Raw genomic sequence first — 14241 nt, forward strand, 5'->3', positions numbered from 1 at the left:
TCCGACCCTGCGTATGGACTCCAACGAAAAGCGCCTGGCCCTCCGGCCGGGCGCTTACGGCTGCCTCATCGCTTGACAAATGGACATGAGAGAAGGGGTCGGGCGAGACCCTTTGGCTCGACCGCAGGGGAAGGCTTTCCCCCTTGTCCCAGCTTTCCGTCCCGGATGTGTTTCCTTGAAAACTGTCAGAAAACTGCGTATATTCCTGACAGGAGAAAGACGATGACACGGCTGACCGAACAGATTCTGTCGCATATGACGGGTTTGCCCGAGGGCGCTTCTGTGTCCGCTAAGGGGCTGCTCCATCTCGGTAATCGCGCCGCGGTGGACCAGGCCTTGTCGCGTCTGGCCGAGCGCGAACAACTCATCCGGGCTGGGCGCGGTGTCTATCTCCGCCCCGTCGCCAGTCGGTTCGGGACGCGCGCGCCGTCGGTTGAACAGGCTGTGGAGGCCCTTGCCAGCCAGCGTGGCGAGACCATCGTCTCGAACGGTGCGGCGGCCGCAAACGCCCTTGGCCTGACGACACAGGTGCCGGTTCGCTCGGTCTATCTGACTTCCGGGCGCAGCCGGAAGATGAATCTCGGCAAGCAGGTCGTGGAATTGCGCCATGCCCCGCGCTGGCAACTGGCTCTGGCCAACCGGCCGGCGGGAGAGGCCGTCCGGGCCTTAGCCTGGCTCGGCCCGGAGAAAGCCGAAACCGCGCTCAGGACATTGAAGCGAAAGCTGCCACCCAGCGCCTTTGGCGAATTGGTGGCGGCCGCGCCGCAGCTTCCGACATGGTTGGCGCAGAGCGTCGGGAAGGCAGCCTATGGCTGAAACCTTCCTCCTCCTCTCGGCACTGGAGCGCCGCGACGCCCTGGGCGTCGCGGCGGATCGTTCGGGGCGGCCCGCGCATCTGCTCGAAAAGGATGTCTGGGTGGTGTGGGCGTTGAGCACGCTCTACGCGGCGCCGCTTGGTGAGCATCTGGTGTTCAAGGGCGGCACATCGCTGTCGAAAGCCTATCAGGTCATCCATCGGTTTTCGGAGGATGTGGATCTGACCTACGACATTCGGGCCATCGCGCCCGACCTGGTCGGGGACAATGGCGAGGGCCTGCCGAAAACGCGAAGCGAGGAAAAGCGCTGGTCCAGCGAGGTTCGTCGCCGGCTACCAGAATGGGTTGGCGCTGTCGTGCAGCCGGTGATCGCCGACGCCTTGGCAACGGAAGGTCTGGCTGCGGCGATCCGCGTCGAAGGTGATCGGCTCTTTATCGACTACGAACCGACCGCAACCGGATCGGGCTATGTCGCCCCCAGTGTCATGCTGGAGTTCGGCGCGCGGTCGACGGGCGAGCCGGCCAGTCTTCGCGATGTTGTCTGCGATGCCTCCGGCCTGATCGACGGCCTGATATTCCCGACAGCGCGTCCGCGCGTCATGCACGCCGAGCGGACGTTCTGGGAGAAGGCGACCGCCATCCATGTCTTCTGCCACCAGGACCGGCTGCGTGGGGACCGCTTCGCCCGGCACTGGCACGATGTCGCCCGGCTCGATGAAGCCGGTCTTGCGGATGCTGCCTTCGCGGATCGCGAATTGGCGAACGCGGTCGCTCGCCATAAGTCGATGTTCTTTGCGGAGAAAGCCGCTGATCGCTCGCCGATCGATTACGGGGCAGCCGTCAATGGTGGCTTGCAACTCGTTCCGGCGGGCGATGGCGCAAAGGCGCTGGAGGATGACTATGCCCGCATGGTCGAGGATGGGTTGCTCTTCGACGACGCGGAGCCGTTCGAGGCGCTCATGGCGCGGTGCGCCGATATAGCCGCGCGCGCGAACAGCACGGCCAAATAAGAAACTGGGGGATCGGGGGTAGATGAGCGACGTCGAAGGGGAGGAAAACCCCCGATTTCTGTGGGACGCCGCAGCCACAGGCCGGGCGGCTCGATGAAACCGCCAATATTTGGTCGATCCCGCACATACCGGCCCGGCCTTTGGGCGCGTCTTTTCCTGTCAGAGAAATGGAAACTGGTTCTCAGCTCATCTTCTCAGGACCGGATTAGCCTGAAATCAACACACGAAGACGAAATCCAGTGTCTTGAGATCTCGTCTATTTCGTCAACCAAGGCTCTCCTTTGGCACACGGTCGAGATCCGGTCGAAGGGCCGTATCGATGCTCTGTCCGGCCTGACGGCCAAGGCGGCACAGACTTTACGCGACGACTTGCTAGTTTTCGTGAATCTGCACCTCGCGGACCTTATCGACTCCGACAAGGAACGCCTGCGCGAGGTCGACAGCAAGATTCGTGCGATCACCGACAGCAACAGGCAATATCTTGCTCATGCGGACGTTAGCCGGGCGATCGCGAGCGTCCCGGGAAGTGCGTCACTGGCATTGGCGCACCCGTTGTTTGATGCAGCTCTGATCCCCGGCACCCTAAGAGGCTATCTGCCAACCTCTTTTGCCATGCTCACCGACCCGGGTGTCCGTAGTCGCTACAACGAAAGTTTCGTTGTTCACGAGATGCAGAAGTTCGAGAAGTTCTTCGCCGACCTTGGCGGATTTTCGCTTTCCCAGGAGCAGCGGGAGGCCTGCATCCGTCTGGAAGACAACAACCTGCTCGTCGCATCGGCCGGCTCAGGCAAGTCCGCAACCATGGTCGGGAAAGTCGCCTATGTCCTCGAAAAGGAACTCTACCATCCGAGCGAAATTCTTGTTCTGGCGTTCAACAAGAGCGCAGCTGATGAGCTGAAGGAACGGATCGCCAGGCAACTGAACGTAGATGAGGAGGCGTTGGAATGCCGGGTGACGACATTTCACGCGCTCGGCCGAGGGATCATCGAAGAGACGGAAGGCCGTCCACCGCAACTGGCCAACTGGGTCGAGCATCCCGCCGGCGAAGCCCGTGTGATTGACAAGATCATACGCGAGCTGATGGAGGTTGATGAAGAGTTTCGCCGCCTGTGGATCGACCTTCTCTCCATTTTGCCCAAGGCCGACATTCCGGCGGAGGTCTTTGACTCGGAGGCGGACTACAATCGCTACATCGCCGATCGCAACGACAAGGGCGGTAGCACCATCGGCACACTTGCAGACGTGTATGTGAAATCCCTTCAGGAGCAACGGATCGCGAACTGGTTGTGGGTCCACTCTGTCGAGTTTGAGTATGAAAAGCAGATCTCATTCAAAGAGGAGGATGGGAGCGAGCGCTTTGTTCAACCTGACTTCCATTACCCGCTGACCGACACGTTCCATGAGCATTTCGCGATTAACGCGGATGGTTCGTCGCCTTTTGTGAACTACGCCGAGCACACCAAGGGTAAACGCGCCGGATACAAGCGCGAAGAGTTGGATTTCTTCGAGACGACCTCAGCACAGGCGCGCGATGGGACGCTGTTGCCGCATCTCGAGGCACAGCTGACCAAACGCGAAATTCCGCTGACCGAGAAAAGTGTCGACGAGATTCTCAAGGCGGTCGAGCCGGTGGTGATCACGCACTACCAGAAGCTGATCGGCGTGTGCATCAAGCATATCCGGGCTAGCCAGCTTACGCTGGAGATGCTGCTCGAGCGGGCCAAGTCCCTGCATGACAAACCCCGCGCGCAGCATTTCGCGCGTGCTGTCTGGCTGATCACAGAAACCTATTCCCGCAAGCTCGACGAGGCGAAGCGTATCGACTTCGATTCGATGATCGGCGACGCAGTGCGCTTGGTCGAGACGGGTCGCTATCAGAGCCCGTATTCACTGGTCCTGGTGGATGAGTTTCAGGATATTTCGGACCCGAGGGCCAATCTGATCAAGGCGCTCAAACACCAGAAGCCCTTCACCAAGGTTTTTGCTGTCGGAGACGATTGGCAGTCGATCTACCGCTTCGCCGGGTCGGACATTACGATCTTCACCCAGTTCGAGGCGAACTTTGGCGCCTGCTGGCAAGGTCGGCTCGAACAGACCTACCGCTGCAACCAGCTGCTCGCCGACACTGCTGCGGGCTTCGTTCAGCGCAATCCAGACCAGATCAGGAAGACAGTGCGGTCGACGCGCGCCGCCATACCGCGATCAATCCGGGTCATTCCGGTCAGCGTGGAGTGGCGAAAGCCAAGCTTCCCGAAAGCCTGCTTCCAACTGCTCGATCGCCTGAACACCTTTCTTGATGGCATTTCGAGCCAGTGGCGGCGTGAGACCGGGCAAAAGCTGAAGGTACTGGTCTTGTGGCGTTACAACCTGTTGGATCCATTTCACGGTCAGCCCCCCGAATTTTCGGCGATCGAGGTTGCCGGCATGTCGTTTCATCGCTCCAAGGGCCTTGAGGCAGATTACACGATCCTGCTTGATGTCAGCGAGGGCGACTATGGCGTTCCCAGCCGCATCGAAGATGACGAGCTGCTCAATCTCGTTATCCCGCGCCCGGAGACGTTCGCCTACGCGGAGGAGCGCCGACTCTTCTATGTCGCGCTTACCCGCGCCAGCAGAGGGACGTTCATCCTCTGCAATAGGCGCAAGCCCTCACGCTACATTCGCGAGCTTTGCGAAATCGCCGGCAATGAGGTCCGGTTTGAAACCATCGAGGGGAAGGAACTCGACCAGTGTCCCAGTTGCCTGGTCGGGGAACTGGTTGAGCGCAAAGGTCGCAACGACACCACCTTTTACGGCTGCAATCAATTTCCTGAGTGCCGTCACACTCAGCAGTCACCTCCGGCGGCACCTCATCGACAACAAGCGGGCGAGGCCGGTTTTGTCGAGACGGTAAATCGGGCAAGAGCCTTCTAACGCTGCTTGCTTTGATCGTAGCCACGTTCTCACTTCCGACCTACGCGCGACGGTCCAGTGACAATCGACGGCTTTGATGATAGGACTACGTCGTGAAATCGGCGGAATGCACGGATCGAGTCGGATTGTTTCCTGCGTTCCTCGCTTGACGATAGATCCCGAAAGTACGGTTTTTCGGGGTATCCCGGAAAAATCCAATAATTTCAAAAGCCAGCGGTTTTGCCGGGGCGGCTGACGGTATATCGCCGCGAAAAATATTTTTAATGACGATATTTCAAGGTGTTATGCGGCCAATCAATAATCGAGTGGGAGTAGGGCGTACTCGATACTAGATTTCGCCTCCCGGCGAGTCGGGTTCTTCTTCTGACTGCGTGGCGGTGAGGCCTTCGGCGCAGCGTGCGTCTTGGCCTTTGCCACACAGGGACAACGAGAAGAGCTTGGCTCGCAGGGAGAAGAAATGTCCGATCAGCACGACCGCCTTTCCACCGATCGCCGCACACTGATGACCGGCGTGGCCGCCGCTGCGGCCGCGGGATCCTTTCTGACGCCCGGCGTCGCAGGCGCCTCCGCAGCCGATCTGGCGGCGATCCGCAAGGCTGTCGAGGCCGACAAGGCCGACGCCATCAAGCGCCTGCAGGAATGGATCGCGCTGCCGACCGTGGCGGCCGAGGGCCTGAACGTGAACGAAGGCCCGGCCTATATGGCGAAGATCGCCAAGGAAGCCGGCTTCCAGACCGCCGAGATCATCCCCACCGACGGCGTCGACGGCGTGTTCGCCACCCTGGACGTCGGCGCCAAGCGCTGGATCGGCGTCTACTTCATGTACGACGTGAAGCAATACGACCCGAAGGAATGGTCGAGCCCGCCGCTGGAAGGCAAACTGGTCGAGAAGGCGCCGTTCGGTACGGTGATGGTCGGGCGAGGCGCCACCAACTCCAAGGGCGGACAGATCACCCTGCTGAACGCGCTGCGCGCCATGCGGGCGGTCGGCAAGAAGCCTCCGGTCAACATCGCCCTGATCTGCGAGGGCGAGGAGGAAATCGCCTCACCGCACTTCCGCCAGATCGCCACCCATCCGAAGGTGCTCCCGGTTCTGCAGAAGTGCGAAGGCATCTATGTGCCGGGCCCCGCTCAGGATCGAACCACCGGCGAGGTTTCCTTCACCCTGGGCGCCAAGGGGCCGGTGGAGCTGCAACTCACCGTCGATGGCTCCAAGACCGGCATCGGTCCGAAGGCCGACATCCACTCGTCTGAAAAGGGGCGCATCGACAGTCCGATCTGGCGCCTGGTCCAGGCGCTGGCCACCCTGACCACGCCGGATGGAAATACCCCGACCCTCGACGGCTTCATGGACAAGGTCCGTCCTCTGACGCCGCGCGAGAAGGAGCTGATCGCCCAACTCGCCAAGAAGACCAACGAGGAAGCGATCAAGCAGGCCTATGGCAACAAGGCCTGGATCAACAACATGACCTACGAGCAGTCCATCGAGCGCCTGCTGTCCCAGCCGACCATCAACATCCAGGGTCTGATCGGCGGTTACACTGGACCCGGCGGCAAGACCGTCCTGCCGAGCAAGGCGGAGGCCAAGCTCGAGATCCGCATGGTCCCGAACCAGACCTACGCGGAGACGGTGAAGCAGGTGCGCGCCCACCTCGACAAGCGTGGCTTCCAGGACGTGGCGGTCAACATCTCCGGCGGCTACGACCCCACGGAGACGGCCGAGGACGCCAGCGTCGTTCAAGCCGCCCTGGCGGCGTATAAGAAGATGGGCATTCCGGTGACGCTGTCGCCGCGTAGCGCCGGCTCTTGGCCGGGCTCGCTGTTCACGCAGCCGCCGGTGTCCAAGCCGGCGATCCACTACGGCGTCGGCTTCGGCTCGGGCGCGCATGCGCCGGACGAGTTCATCGTCATCGATTCCGCGAACCCGAAGGTGGCGGGCTACGTCGACGCCACCATGGCTCAGGCGCAGTTTCTCTACGCGCTGGCGGAAATGAAGTAGGCGGACAACCGGGCCGCCCCCCGTCGCGGGGCGGCCTTCGTCTGCACGTTTCAGGGACGACACGCGCAGGAGGTCGCATGTCGTGGCAAAAAATTGTCGACCGGCGCGCTTTCAGCCGCTAGTCGAGCAAAAAAGGGGTGGGGATTCCAAAGATCATGAAAACATATCGCTCTGTCAGTGCGCTTCGTCGTTCGTTCCGTACGGCTCTGCTCGGCGCCTCGGCCCTGGCGGTCGCCGGCCCGGCCATGGCGCAGTCGGCCGAAGCGCCGGCCGTCGAGGAAGTCATCGTCACCGCGCTCAAGCGCGCGACAAACCTTCAGGACACCCCGATCGCCATCTCGGCGGTGACTTCGGAGACGATCGCCAATTCGGGCGTGCAGTCGATCGCGGACCTCAACGCCACGGTTCCGGGCCTGACCTTCGTCAACAGCGGTCCATCGTTCAGCCGCGTGGTGATCCGCGGCATTAACGCCGCAGGCGAGCCGACTGTCGGCGTCTATTACGACGAAACCCCGGTCACCGGTTCGATCGGCGCGGGCAACAACGCCGGCGGCTCCACCCCGGAACTGCGTCTGTTCGACGTCGACCGCATCGAGGTCCTGCGCGGCCCTCAGGGCACGCTCTACGGCTCCGGATCGATGGGCGGCACTCTGCGCACCATCTACAAGAAGCCGACCTACACGTTCGAAAGCGCGCTCGACGGCTCGCTCTCGAAGACCGAAGGGGCGGGCGATTGGAACTATGAAGCCCAGGGGATGGTCAATATCCCGCTGCTGCAGGATAAGGTGGCGCTGCGCGTCGTCGGCTTCTATCGCGACACCGCTGGCTACATCGACAACACCTATCTGAAGCTCAACGACTTCAACTCGGCCGAGACCTACGGCGGCCGGGCGCTGCTGCGCGTCCAGCCGACCGAGAACTTCACCCTCGACTTCGCCGCCTATATCAACCGCACCGAGACGGACCTTCCGACCTGGTTCCCGGCGGTGGGCGAGTTCAAGTCCGACGCCCGGACCCAACAGCCGTTGAGCGATGACCTCGATCTCTACAGCGTCACCGCCAATCTCGACTTTGGCCCGATCACCGCGGTCGGCTCGGCCTCTTACATGCGTCGTGAGCTGTCCAGCACTCAGGATGTGACCCAGTTCATCCAGGGCTTCCGGACGCCCGCCCGCTGCCAGGCCCTGTTCAACCGCGGCCCCGCGTGCGACGCGGCTCAGCTGGCCTCGTACTACGCCTACGTCGATACACAGTATCCGGCTGCGCTGAACCCGCAGCAGAAGATGGACACCTACACGGCCGAGCTGCGCTTCACCTCGAACTACGAGGGGCCGCTGCAATGGACGCTGGGCGGCTTCTTCTCCGATCGTAAGACCGTGGTGTGGAACCCGCAGGTCGGCGCCAGCGCGACCACCGGCGCGATCCTGAGCCCGGAAGTCGTGATGACCGGCCGGATCATCGACGACACGCTGAAGCAGTACGCAGGCTTCGGTGAAATCTCGTTCGACGTCACCGAGAATTTCAACCTGACGGCAGGCGCACGCTACTTCAAGTACAGCAAGGACATCATCGGCCAGACCCTGGTTCCGTCGATCCTGGTCGGCGCGGTCATCACACCGCCGACCCATGTGCAGTCGGAAGAGAAGGGCTGGGTCTACCGGTTCAACGGATCGTACAAGATCACCTCGGACATCATGCTCTACGCCGAGGCCTCGCAGGGTTATCGGCCCGGCGGCGCGAACCAGGTGCTGGGCCTGCCGGGGAACCTGACGCCCTATGCCTCCGACCAGCTCTGGAACTACGAAGCCGGCGTGAAGACCGCGTTCTGGAACCGGCGTGCGACCCTGAACGCCGACGTCTTCCAGATTGACTGGAGCGACATGCAGGTGCGGGTGCTGACCCCGAACGGCGCCTTCAGCTACATCGGCAACGCCGGCAAGGCGCGCATTCGCGGCCTGGAAGCCGAGGGCGCGGTGCACCCGATCCCGGGGCTGTCCATCTCCGGCAACTTCTCGATCATGCAGGCCGAACTGACCGAGAACCAACCGGGCGCCGGGACCACGATCCCCAACGCCGGCCTGAAGGGCGACCGTATCCCGTACGTGCCGAAGTTCCAGGGCGGGCTTGCGGTCCAATATGTCTGGCCGCTCGCCGACGGTCTCAGCGGCTTTGCGCGGGCCGACGTGAGCCACGTGGGCAGTTCGTACAACGAACTGCGGACCAGCTATGTCTATGCCCGCAAGATCGACGCCTATCAGTTGGTCAACGGCCGGGTGGGGATCGAGTCCGATGACGGCGGCTGGGGCGCGTACCTCTTCGTGACCAATCTGCTCAACGAGGAGGCGATCCTCTCCAAGAGTGTCGGCGCGACCTCCGCGGGCCGCATGTCGGTCTTTTCGGCTCCGCCGCGGACCATCGGCGTGAACCTGCGGAAAGCCTTCCAATAGGCTCATAATCGGGTGGAGTTCGGCAGGTTTTCACCGCCGAACTCCACGAACCTGCCGCCCGTTGACCCGGCAGAGTTGCGCGTTCTAGTTTTGTTCTCACCTTCAAGGGTGAGACTAATGCAACTCGAGTTGTTCGACGGCCCGCCCCCGCGCGATGTGGCCTTCTTTGCAATCACGCCGCCTGCGGAAGTCGCCGCACGCCTGAAATGGCTCGGCGGCGGCTTCAGTCGCCGTCACGGCTTGACCGGCCCGCGGCATCGAGCCGAGCGCCTGCATATCTCACTCTGGGGAACCTGGCTCGATCCGCGACGCCGCGACGCCTTGGCGGCGTCGATGGGGGCGATCGGAGCGCAAATGTCCTGGCCGGAGTTCGAGATCGCGCTGACTCGCGTGCGAAGCTTCGGGCAGCGGGGGAGGCGTCCGCTGGTGCTGATGTGTGGCGAGGGGGCCGCCAACGGACTGGAGGGACTGCATGACCGGCTGTTGGATGCGGCCGCAGCGCAGGGCCTCCAGCTCAAACGGCGGGCCTATGTTCCACATCTGACGCTCGGGTACGACGATACGGCCGCGCCCGAGACCCTGCTCGATCCGCCGGTCGTGTGGACCGCGCGTGAGCTGGTTCTGATCCACAGCGAGCGGGGGCGAGGGCGCTACGCCACGCTTGGAAGTTGGCCTTTCGCCAACGCGTCGCGTGTCGCGTGAAATCTTCAACAATACATGGTGCATCCACAGAGGCGCGCTACTATAGCTGGTGCGACCTATCCTGATCGCGGCTCGCGCGTGAGGGCGGGCTGCGGCGGCGTTTGGAGTGTGCGACGTGTGGGGCGCGAGGTTTTCGAGGCTGTCCCGTTCGGCGGCTTGTGTCGTCGGCGCGGCTGGCGTCGGCGTGCTGCTGTTTTATGTGAACCGCCTGTTCGCGGAGCTGCCGCTCTATGCGGGCGACGAGGGCGCCTACCTCATCCGTGCGCTCTACGCGCGTCCACTCGCGCTCGATCCCGAGCGGTATCGGGCGCTGCAGGCCGTCGGGAACACGGCCTATTTCGATCTGATACGGCTGGTGGACCTGCTATCGCTCAACGTCGTCCAATGGATGCGGCTGTTGGGGGCGGCCTGCTATTTCGGCGGCCTGGCGATGCTTTATCCGCTGGCGGTCCGTGAGGCGGGAAGGACCGCCGCTCTGGGCGCCTTGCTGGCCGCCGCGGCGTTTCCCTATTACCGTTTCATCTTCGCGGCCATGCCGGAAGGGCCCTATGTGGGCCTGCTCTGCCTGATCGTCGTGACGATCCATCAGACCTATTTGACGCGGCCTCTAACCGGCGCTGTCGCGGTCGGCGCTTTGTCGGCGGTGCTGGTGCTGATCAAGCCCCATGGCGTGGCCGCCGCGCTCGCCTTCCTGGCGCTTTCGGTGGGGATAGGCACGTGGCGAGGCGAGCAGCCTTGGCGCGTCGCAGTGCGACTGGCGATGTTCCTCGGGGCCTTTCTTCTGGTCGGCGGCGCGATCCAGTTGGCGGCCGGCGAGCCGCCTGAGCGCGCGGCGCTCTTCTTCACGGGCTCGTCTTTCTACGCGGCTCAGATGAGCCGTGCGCTCGGTCCCGCCGCCCTGCCGATGGCTGCGCTCGCCGCGGCCGGCATGAGCGCGCTTTGCGCGATGTTCGTCGCGGCGCCTTTGACGGCCTGGGCCGCCAGCGTCTTGCGGGACGGACGGCTGCGCGCGCGTAACCCCACCGCCGGGGACATAGCGGTGCTCTTTGTGGTTCTCGCCCTGGCGGCCTCGGTCGCCATGGTGACGGTGTTCGCGTTCAAGGTTTCGGTCTCGCCCGGAGAGACCAGGCGCATCTGGGGGCGCTACTTCGAGTTCTTTGTGCCGATGCTCTGGCTGTTGAGCGCACGTCCGATGGAGCAATGGGCGAGTTCGGCGCGCAGGGTCGCTGCGGTGATCGTCGCCGGGGGGCTCGGCGCGCTGATGCTGGTCATGAGCCTGGGCGGGGTGAAACTCTATCCGTGGGACGGAACGGCGATGAACGCCTTCGCCGTCGACGCGCTGCCGCCGCTCGCGATTCTGGCGACCCTGGCGGTTTCGGTGGTGACTGCGACCAGGTTTTCGACCGCCCGAGCCTGGACGGCGTATTTCGTCGTCCTGGGATTGTTGTCGACACGCGCCGACGATCGGTGGGTCGGTGAGATCGCAGCACGCAACGCCCGGATCGAACATGAACTCCACATGGCGCGCTCGCTGACGGATGATCGACATGGCGAGGTGCTTGTCGTCGTCGACAGCCTGAACGACGGGCATGTGGCGTTCCTACGGCTTCGCGGTCGTCCGCGTGTCGAGGTCGTCGGACCCGGTGTGGTCGAACCTAAGCTGATCGGGCACGCGACCAGCCTTGTCGCTTTCGGCGCCCACGCGCCAGGACCGGGATGGAGCAAGGCGTTCTCGGGCGAAACGCTGGCCGTCTACGTACCGCAGGGCGGAGCGGGCCAATGAGCGGCGTGAAGGTCCTGGCCGTTGCGGTCGGCGTTCTGACGCTGGCGGGGTGCGACAAGCCGAACCTGCCCGAGCCGGCGCGCGATTGGGCGAAGGCGGTGACGTGGGACGAACCTGGGCGGCGTTTCCTGTTCGACGGCCGGCCTGCACCCATTGTCCGGGTCTGGGACTTCGAAAGGGTGGGCGACGCCGAAGGGTTCACGCCGCTCAACGCCCAGATGACACCTGCGCGGGGGCAGGGGCTGGTCCTGATCAACGGCCCGGATCCAGGCCTGCGCAGTCCCGACGATCTGGAGATCGACGGACGTGAGAGCGCGCTGCTGCTGGTGCGGCTGACCCGGCGCCAGGCCACCGCGAGCTGGGACGGCACGGTGTTCCATCAGACCCGCTGGCACGGGGAGAGCGAGAAATTCGCCCACCGCCTGCCCCAAGCCCCGGCGGTCGGGGGGGCGACGGTGCTGGTCTATCTCATGGGTTCGTCGCCAGCGGGCGGCGGGGATTGGACCGCCTCGCGCATCAAGAGGCTGCGTATCGACCTGGAGGGCGACGGCGGCGAGACGGTCATTCACCAGATCGCACTCGCGCAGGCGCCGTTCTGATGGGCGGCGCCGACCCCACAAACCTGCTCGACCGGCGCGCAAGGAGCGTGCTTTCGCTGGGCGTCCGAGCGGGCGACGACCTTGATCACCTGCTGCTGGACGCCCGGGTCTGGATCATCGCGCCCTGCTACAAGGTGCGCGAGCACATTGGGCGGGTGATCGCCCGGACGCCGGCGTGGGTCGAGGGGATCGTTTGCGTCGATGATGCATGCCCGCAGGGCTCGGCCGACTACATCGAGGCCGAGATCAGCGACCCGCGGGTGGTGGTGGTGAGGCTGCCCGAGAACCAGGGCGTCGGCGGGGCGGTCATGGCCGGATACGCCGAGGCCGCGCGTCGCGGCGCGCGGATCCTGGTCAAGGTCGATGGCGACGACCAGATGGACTTGGCCTATCTCTCCCAACTGGTCGTCCCCATTCTCCTGGGCGAGGCCGACTACACCAAGGGCAACCGCTTCTCGTCGGCCGGACACCTGAGCGGCATGCCTGGAATCCGGGTGTTCGGCAACGCTGTGCTGTCGTTCGCGGCCAAGGCGTCGACCGGCTACTGGAACATCTTCGATCCGACCAACGGCTTCACGGCCATGGAGTCGAGCGTCGCCAGGCTGGTGGCCAAGAAGCCGGTGGCGCGCCGCTTCTTCTTCGAGACGGACCTGCTCTATCACCTGGGCACGCTGCGGGCCGTGGTGCGAGATGTGCCGATCCCGGCGCGCTATGCCGACGAGGTGTCGAACCTGAAGATCGGTGCGGTGGCCGGGTCCTTCGCATTCCGCCATCTGCGCAACTTCGTCCGGCGCGTCTTCGGGCAGTATTTCGTCCGCGACTTCAATGTGGCGACGCTGGAGATGCTGTTCGGCGCGGCGCTGGTGGCTTTCGGCGGAGCCTATGGGCTGCACTGGCTGGCCGTACGCGAGCCGGGGCAGGTCGCGTCAGCCGGGATCGTCATGGCCGCGGCGTTGCCGGTGATCGTCGGCGTGCAATTGCTGCTACAGTCGATCAACTTCGACGCCATGAACGTTCCGACTCGTCCTATTCACCCCTATCTGCGCACCCTGGAGCGCATTGGCGGAGAATAGGGCATGTCCCTTCGCGACACGCTGCTGTGCTCGGTCTTCGCCCTAGCCCTGCCCATGGGCCAGGTGATGTTCAAGTGGGCGACGATCTACAATGCGCGGCTCGAGGGCTCCTTTCTGGCGCGCGCGATCCAGAACTGGCCGCTGATCGGCGCTTTCGCCTGGTACGCGGCGACGGCGCTGTTCTGGTTCTATGTCCTGACGCGGGTGCCGCTGTCCCAGGCCTACGCGTTTTCGTTGGTCGGCTCGGCGTTGGTGCCGATCGCGGCCTGGGCGCTCTTCAAGGAGCCGTTCTCGGCGACGATGGGTGCGGGCTACGCCCTGATCCTGATCGGGTTCCTGGTCGTGCTGAGCCAGGTGCGCGCCTAGGCCTTGCCCCGCCTGGCCGGACGCTGCTGAAGCACGTTGCGCATGGCGAAGCTGGAATGGATCCGCGCGACGCCCGGCAACCGCGAGAGAATGTCGGTGTGAACCGCCTCATAGGCGGCCGCGCTGGCGCCTGAGACACGGAGGATGTAGTCGGCGTCACCCGTCATCAGGAAACACTCCTCGATCTCGGGATGCTCCCGGACGGCCGCCTCGAAGCGGCGCAGGTATTCCTCGGTCTGCTTCTCCAGTGTCAGGCGGACGATGGCGATGATGCGGTCGTCCTCGTCGGGCGCGGCGACAATGGCCGTGTAGCCGCGGATGACGCCGCGCTCCTCCAGCATCCGAATGCGGCGCAGGCAGGCCGAGGCGGACAGGCCGACCTCTTGCGCCAACTCGCTGTTGGGCCGGCGGCCGTTCAAGCGAAGCAACCGGATCAGGCTGCGGTCGACACTGTCGAGGGGTGCGGTCATGTATTGCGCCGATTTGATCGATGTTGTCGTCAATGCCTCACGTTCGCAGATATATGCGAAAGAT

General features: G+C 63.8%; 11 protein-coding genes. 10 read left to right on the top strand and 1 reads right to left on the bottom strand.

Going from position 1 to position 14241, the window contains the following annotated elements; translation table 11 throughout:
* The first annotated feature begins 222 nt into the window (after positions 1 to 222).
* The 10 genes from ACE3T2_RS12775 to ACE3T2_RS12820 all read left to right on the top strand — a co-directional run bounded on the left by ACE3T2_RS12775 (position 223) and on the right by ACE3T2_RS12820 (position 13707).
* Positions 223 to 816: a DUF6088 family protein gene (locus tag ACE3T2_RS12775; protein ID WP_064332271.1), complete on the top strand. Its 594-nt coding sequence runs from the start codon at positions 223 to 225 to the stop codon at positions 814 to 816.
* Positions 809 to 1825 (top strand): nucleotidyl transferase AbiEii/AbiGii toxin family protein, encoded by a 1017-nt coding sequence (locus ACE3T2_RS12780; RefSeq protein ID WP_374657902.1) that lies wholly within the window; start codon positions 809 to 811, stop codon positions 1823 to 1825. Before ACE3T2_RS12775 ends, ACE3T2_RS12780 begins: the two co-directional genes overlap by 8 nt.
* Positions 1826 to 1885: 60 nt before the next feature.
* On the top strand, positions 1886 to 4738 hold the full coding sequence (locus ACE3T2_RS12785) for a UvrD-helicase domain-containing protein (RefSeq protein WP_245337338.1): 2853 nt from the start codon (positions 1886 to 1888) through the stop codon (positions 4736 to 4738).
* A gap of 457 nt (positions 4739 to 5195) precedes the next feature.
* Positions 5196 to 6737, top strand: a complete 1542-nt coding sequence (locus tag ACE3T2_RS12790) for a M20/M25/M40 family metallo-hydrolase (RefSeq protein ID WP_374657905.1) — start codon at positions 5196 to 5198, stop codon at positions 6735 to 6737.
* Positions 6738 to 6892: 155 nt separating this feature from the next.
* Complete coding sequence (locus tag ACE3T2_RS12795) at positions 6893 to 9184, top strand: TonB-dependent receptor (RefSeq protein WP_374657907.1); 2292 nt, start codon at positions 6893 to 6895, stop codon at positions 9182 to 9184.
* Between the two features lie 117 nt (positions 9185 to 9301).
* Positions 9302 to 9886, top strand: coding sequence for a 2'-5' RNA ligase family protein (locus ACE3T2_RS12800; RefSeq protein WP_374657909.1), 585 nt, complete (start codon positions 9302 to 9304; stop codon positions 9884 to 9886).
* A gap of 184 nt (positions 9887 to 10070) precedes the next feature.
* Positions 10071 to 11669 carry a hypothetical protein gene (locus ACE3T2_RS12805; protein ID WP_374657911.1) on the top strand — a complete coding sequence of 533 codons (1599 nt, stop codon included), beginning with the start codon at positions 10071 to 10073 and terminating at the stop codon, positions 11667 to 11669.
* Positions 11666 to 12268, top strand: coding sequence for a hypothetical protein (locus ACE3T2_RS12810; protein ID WP_374657913.1), 603 nt, complete (start codon positions 11666 to 11668; stop codon positions 12266 to 12268). The genes ACE3T2_RS12805 and ACE3T2_RS12810 overlap by 4 nt, the downstream gene beginning before the upstream one ends.
* Positions 12268 to 13341 carry a glycosyltransferase family 2 protein gene (locus tag ACE3T2_RS12815; RefSeq protein ID WP_374657915.1) on the top strand — a complete coding sequence of 358 codons (1074 nt, stop codon included), beginning with the start codon at positions 12268 to 12270 and terminating at the stop codon, positions 13339 to 13341. Before ACE3T2_RS12810 ends, ACE3T2_RS12815 begins: the two co-directional genes overlap by 1 nt.
* A gap of 3 nt (positions 13342 to 13344) precedes the next feature.
* The gene (locus ACE3T2_RS12820; protein ID WP_374657917.1) at positions 13345 to 13707 is read left to right on the top strand and encodes a hypothetical protein; all 363 of its coding nucleotides are present in this window, start codon (positions 13345 to 13347) and stop codon (positions 13705 to 13707) included.
* On the opposite strand, the gene ACE3T2_RS12825 is transcribed toward ACE3T2_RS12820, so the two are convergent.
* Positions 13704 to 14177: an Lrp/AsnC family transcriptional regulator gene (locus tag ACE3T2_RS12825; protein ID WP_374657919.1), complete on the bottom strand. Its 474-nt coding sequence runs from the start codon at positions 14175 to 14177 to the stop codon at positions 13704 to 13706. The two genes, ACE3T2_RS12820 and ACE3T2_RS12825, sit on opposite strands and share 4 nt — an antisense overlap.
* Positions 14178 to 14241: the final 64 nt, after the last annotated feature.

It is taken from the genome of Phenylobacterium sp. (assembly GCF_041919955.1).
In the GTDB taxonomy this organism is placed as follows: domain Bacteria; phylum Pseudomonadota; class Alphaproteobacteria; order Caulobacterales; family Caulobacteraceae; genus Phenylobacterium.

What these genes read in the sequence shown, in the direction of transcription:
- ACE3T2_RS12775 (WP_064332271.1), top strand. Translation starts at nt 223, where the DNA reads ATGACACGGCTGACCGAACAGATTCTGTCGCATATGACGGGTTTGCCC.
- ACE3T2_RS12780 (WP_374657902.1), top strand. Translation starts at nt 809, where the DNA reads ATGGCTGAAACCTTCCTCCTCCTCTCGGCACTGGAGCGCCGCGACGCC.
- ACE3T2_RS12790 (WP_374657905.1), top strand. Translation starts at nt 5,196, where the DNA reads ATGTCCGATCAGCACGACCGCCTTTCCACCGATCGCCGCACACTGATG.
- ACE3T2_RS12795 (WP_374657907.1), top strand. Translation starts at nt 6,893, where the DNA reads ATGAAAACATATCGCTCTGTCAGTGCGCTTCGTCGTTCGTTCCGTACG.
- ACE3T2_RS12800 (WP_374657909.1), top strand. Translation starts at nt 9,302, where the DNA reads ATGCAACTCGAGTTGTTCGACGGCCCGCCCCCGCGCGATGTGGCCTTC.
- ACE3T2_RS12810 (WP_374657913.1), top strand. Translation starts at nt 11,666, where the DNA reads ATGAGCGGCGTGAAGGTCCTGGCCGTTGCGGTCGGCGTTCTGACGCTG.
- ACE3T2_RS12815 (WP_374657915.1), top strand. Translation starts at nt 12,268, where the DNA reads ATGGGCGGCGCCGACCCCACAAACCTGCTCGACCGGCGCGCAAGGAGC.
- ACE3T2_RS12820 (WP_374657917.1), top strand. Translation starts at nt 13,345, where the DNA reads ATGTCCCTTCGCGACACGCTGCTGTGCTCGGTCTTCGCCCTAGCCCTG.
- ACE3T2_RS12825 (WP_374657919.1), bottom strand. Translation starts at nt 14,177, where the DNA reads ATGACCGCACCCCTCGACAGTGTCGACCGCAGCCTGATCCGGTTGCTT.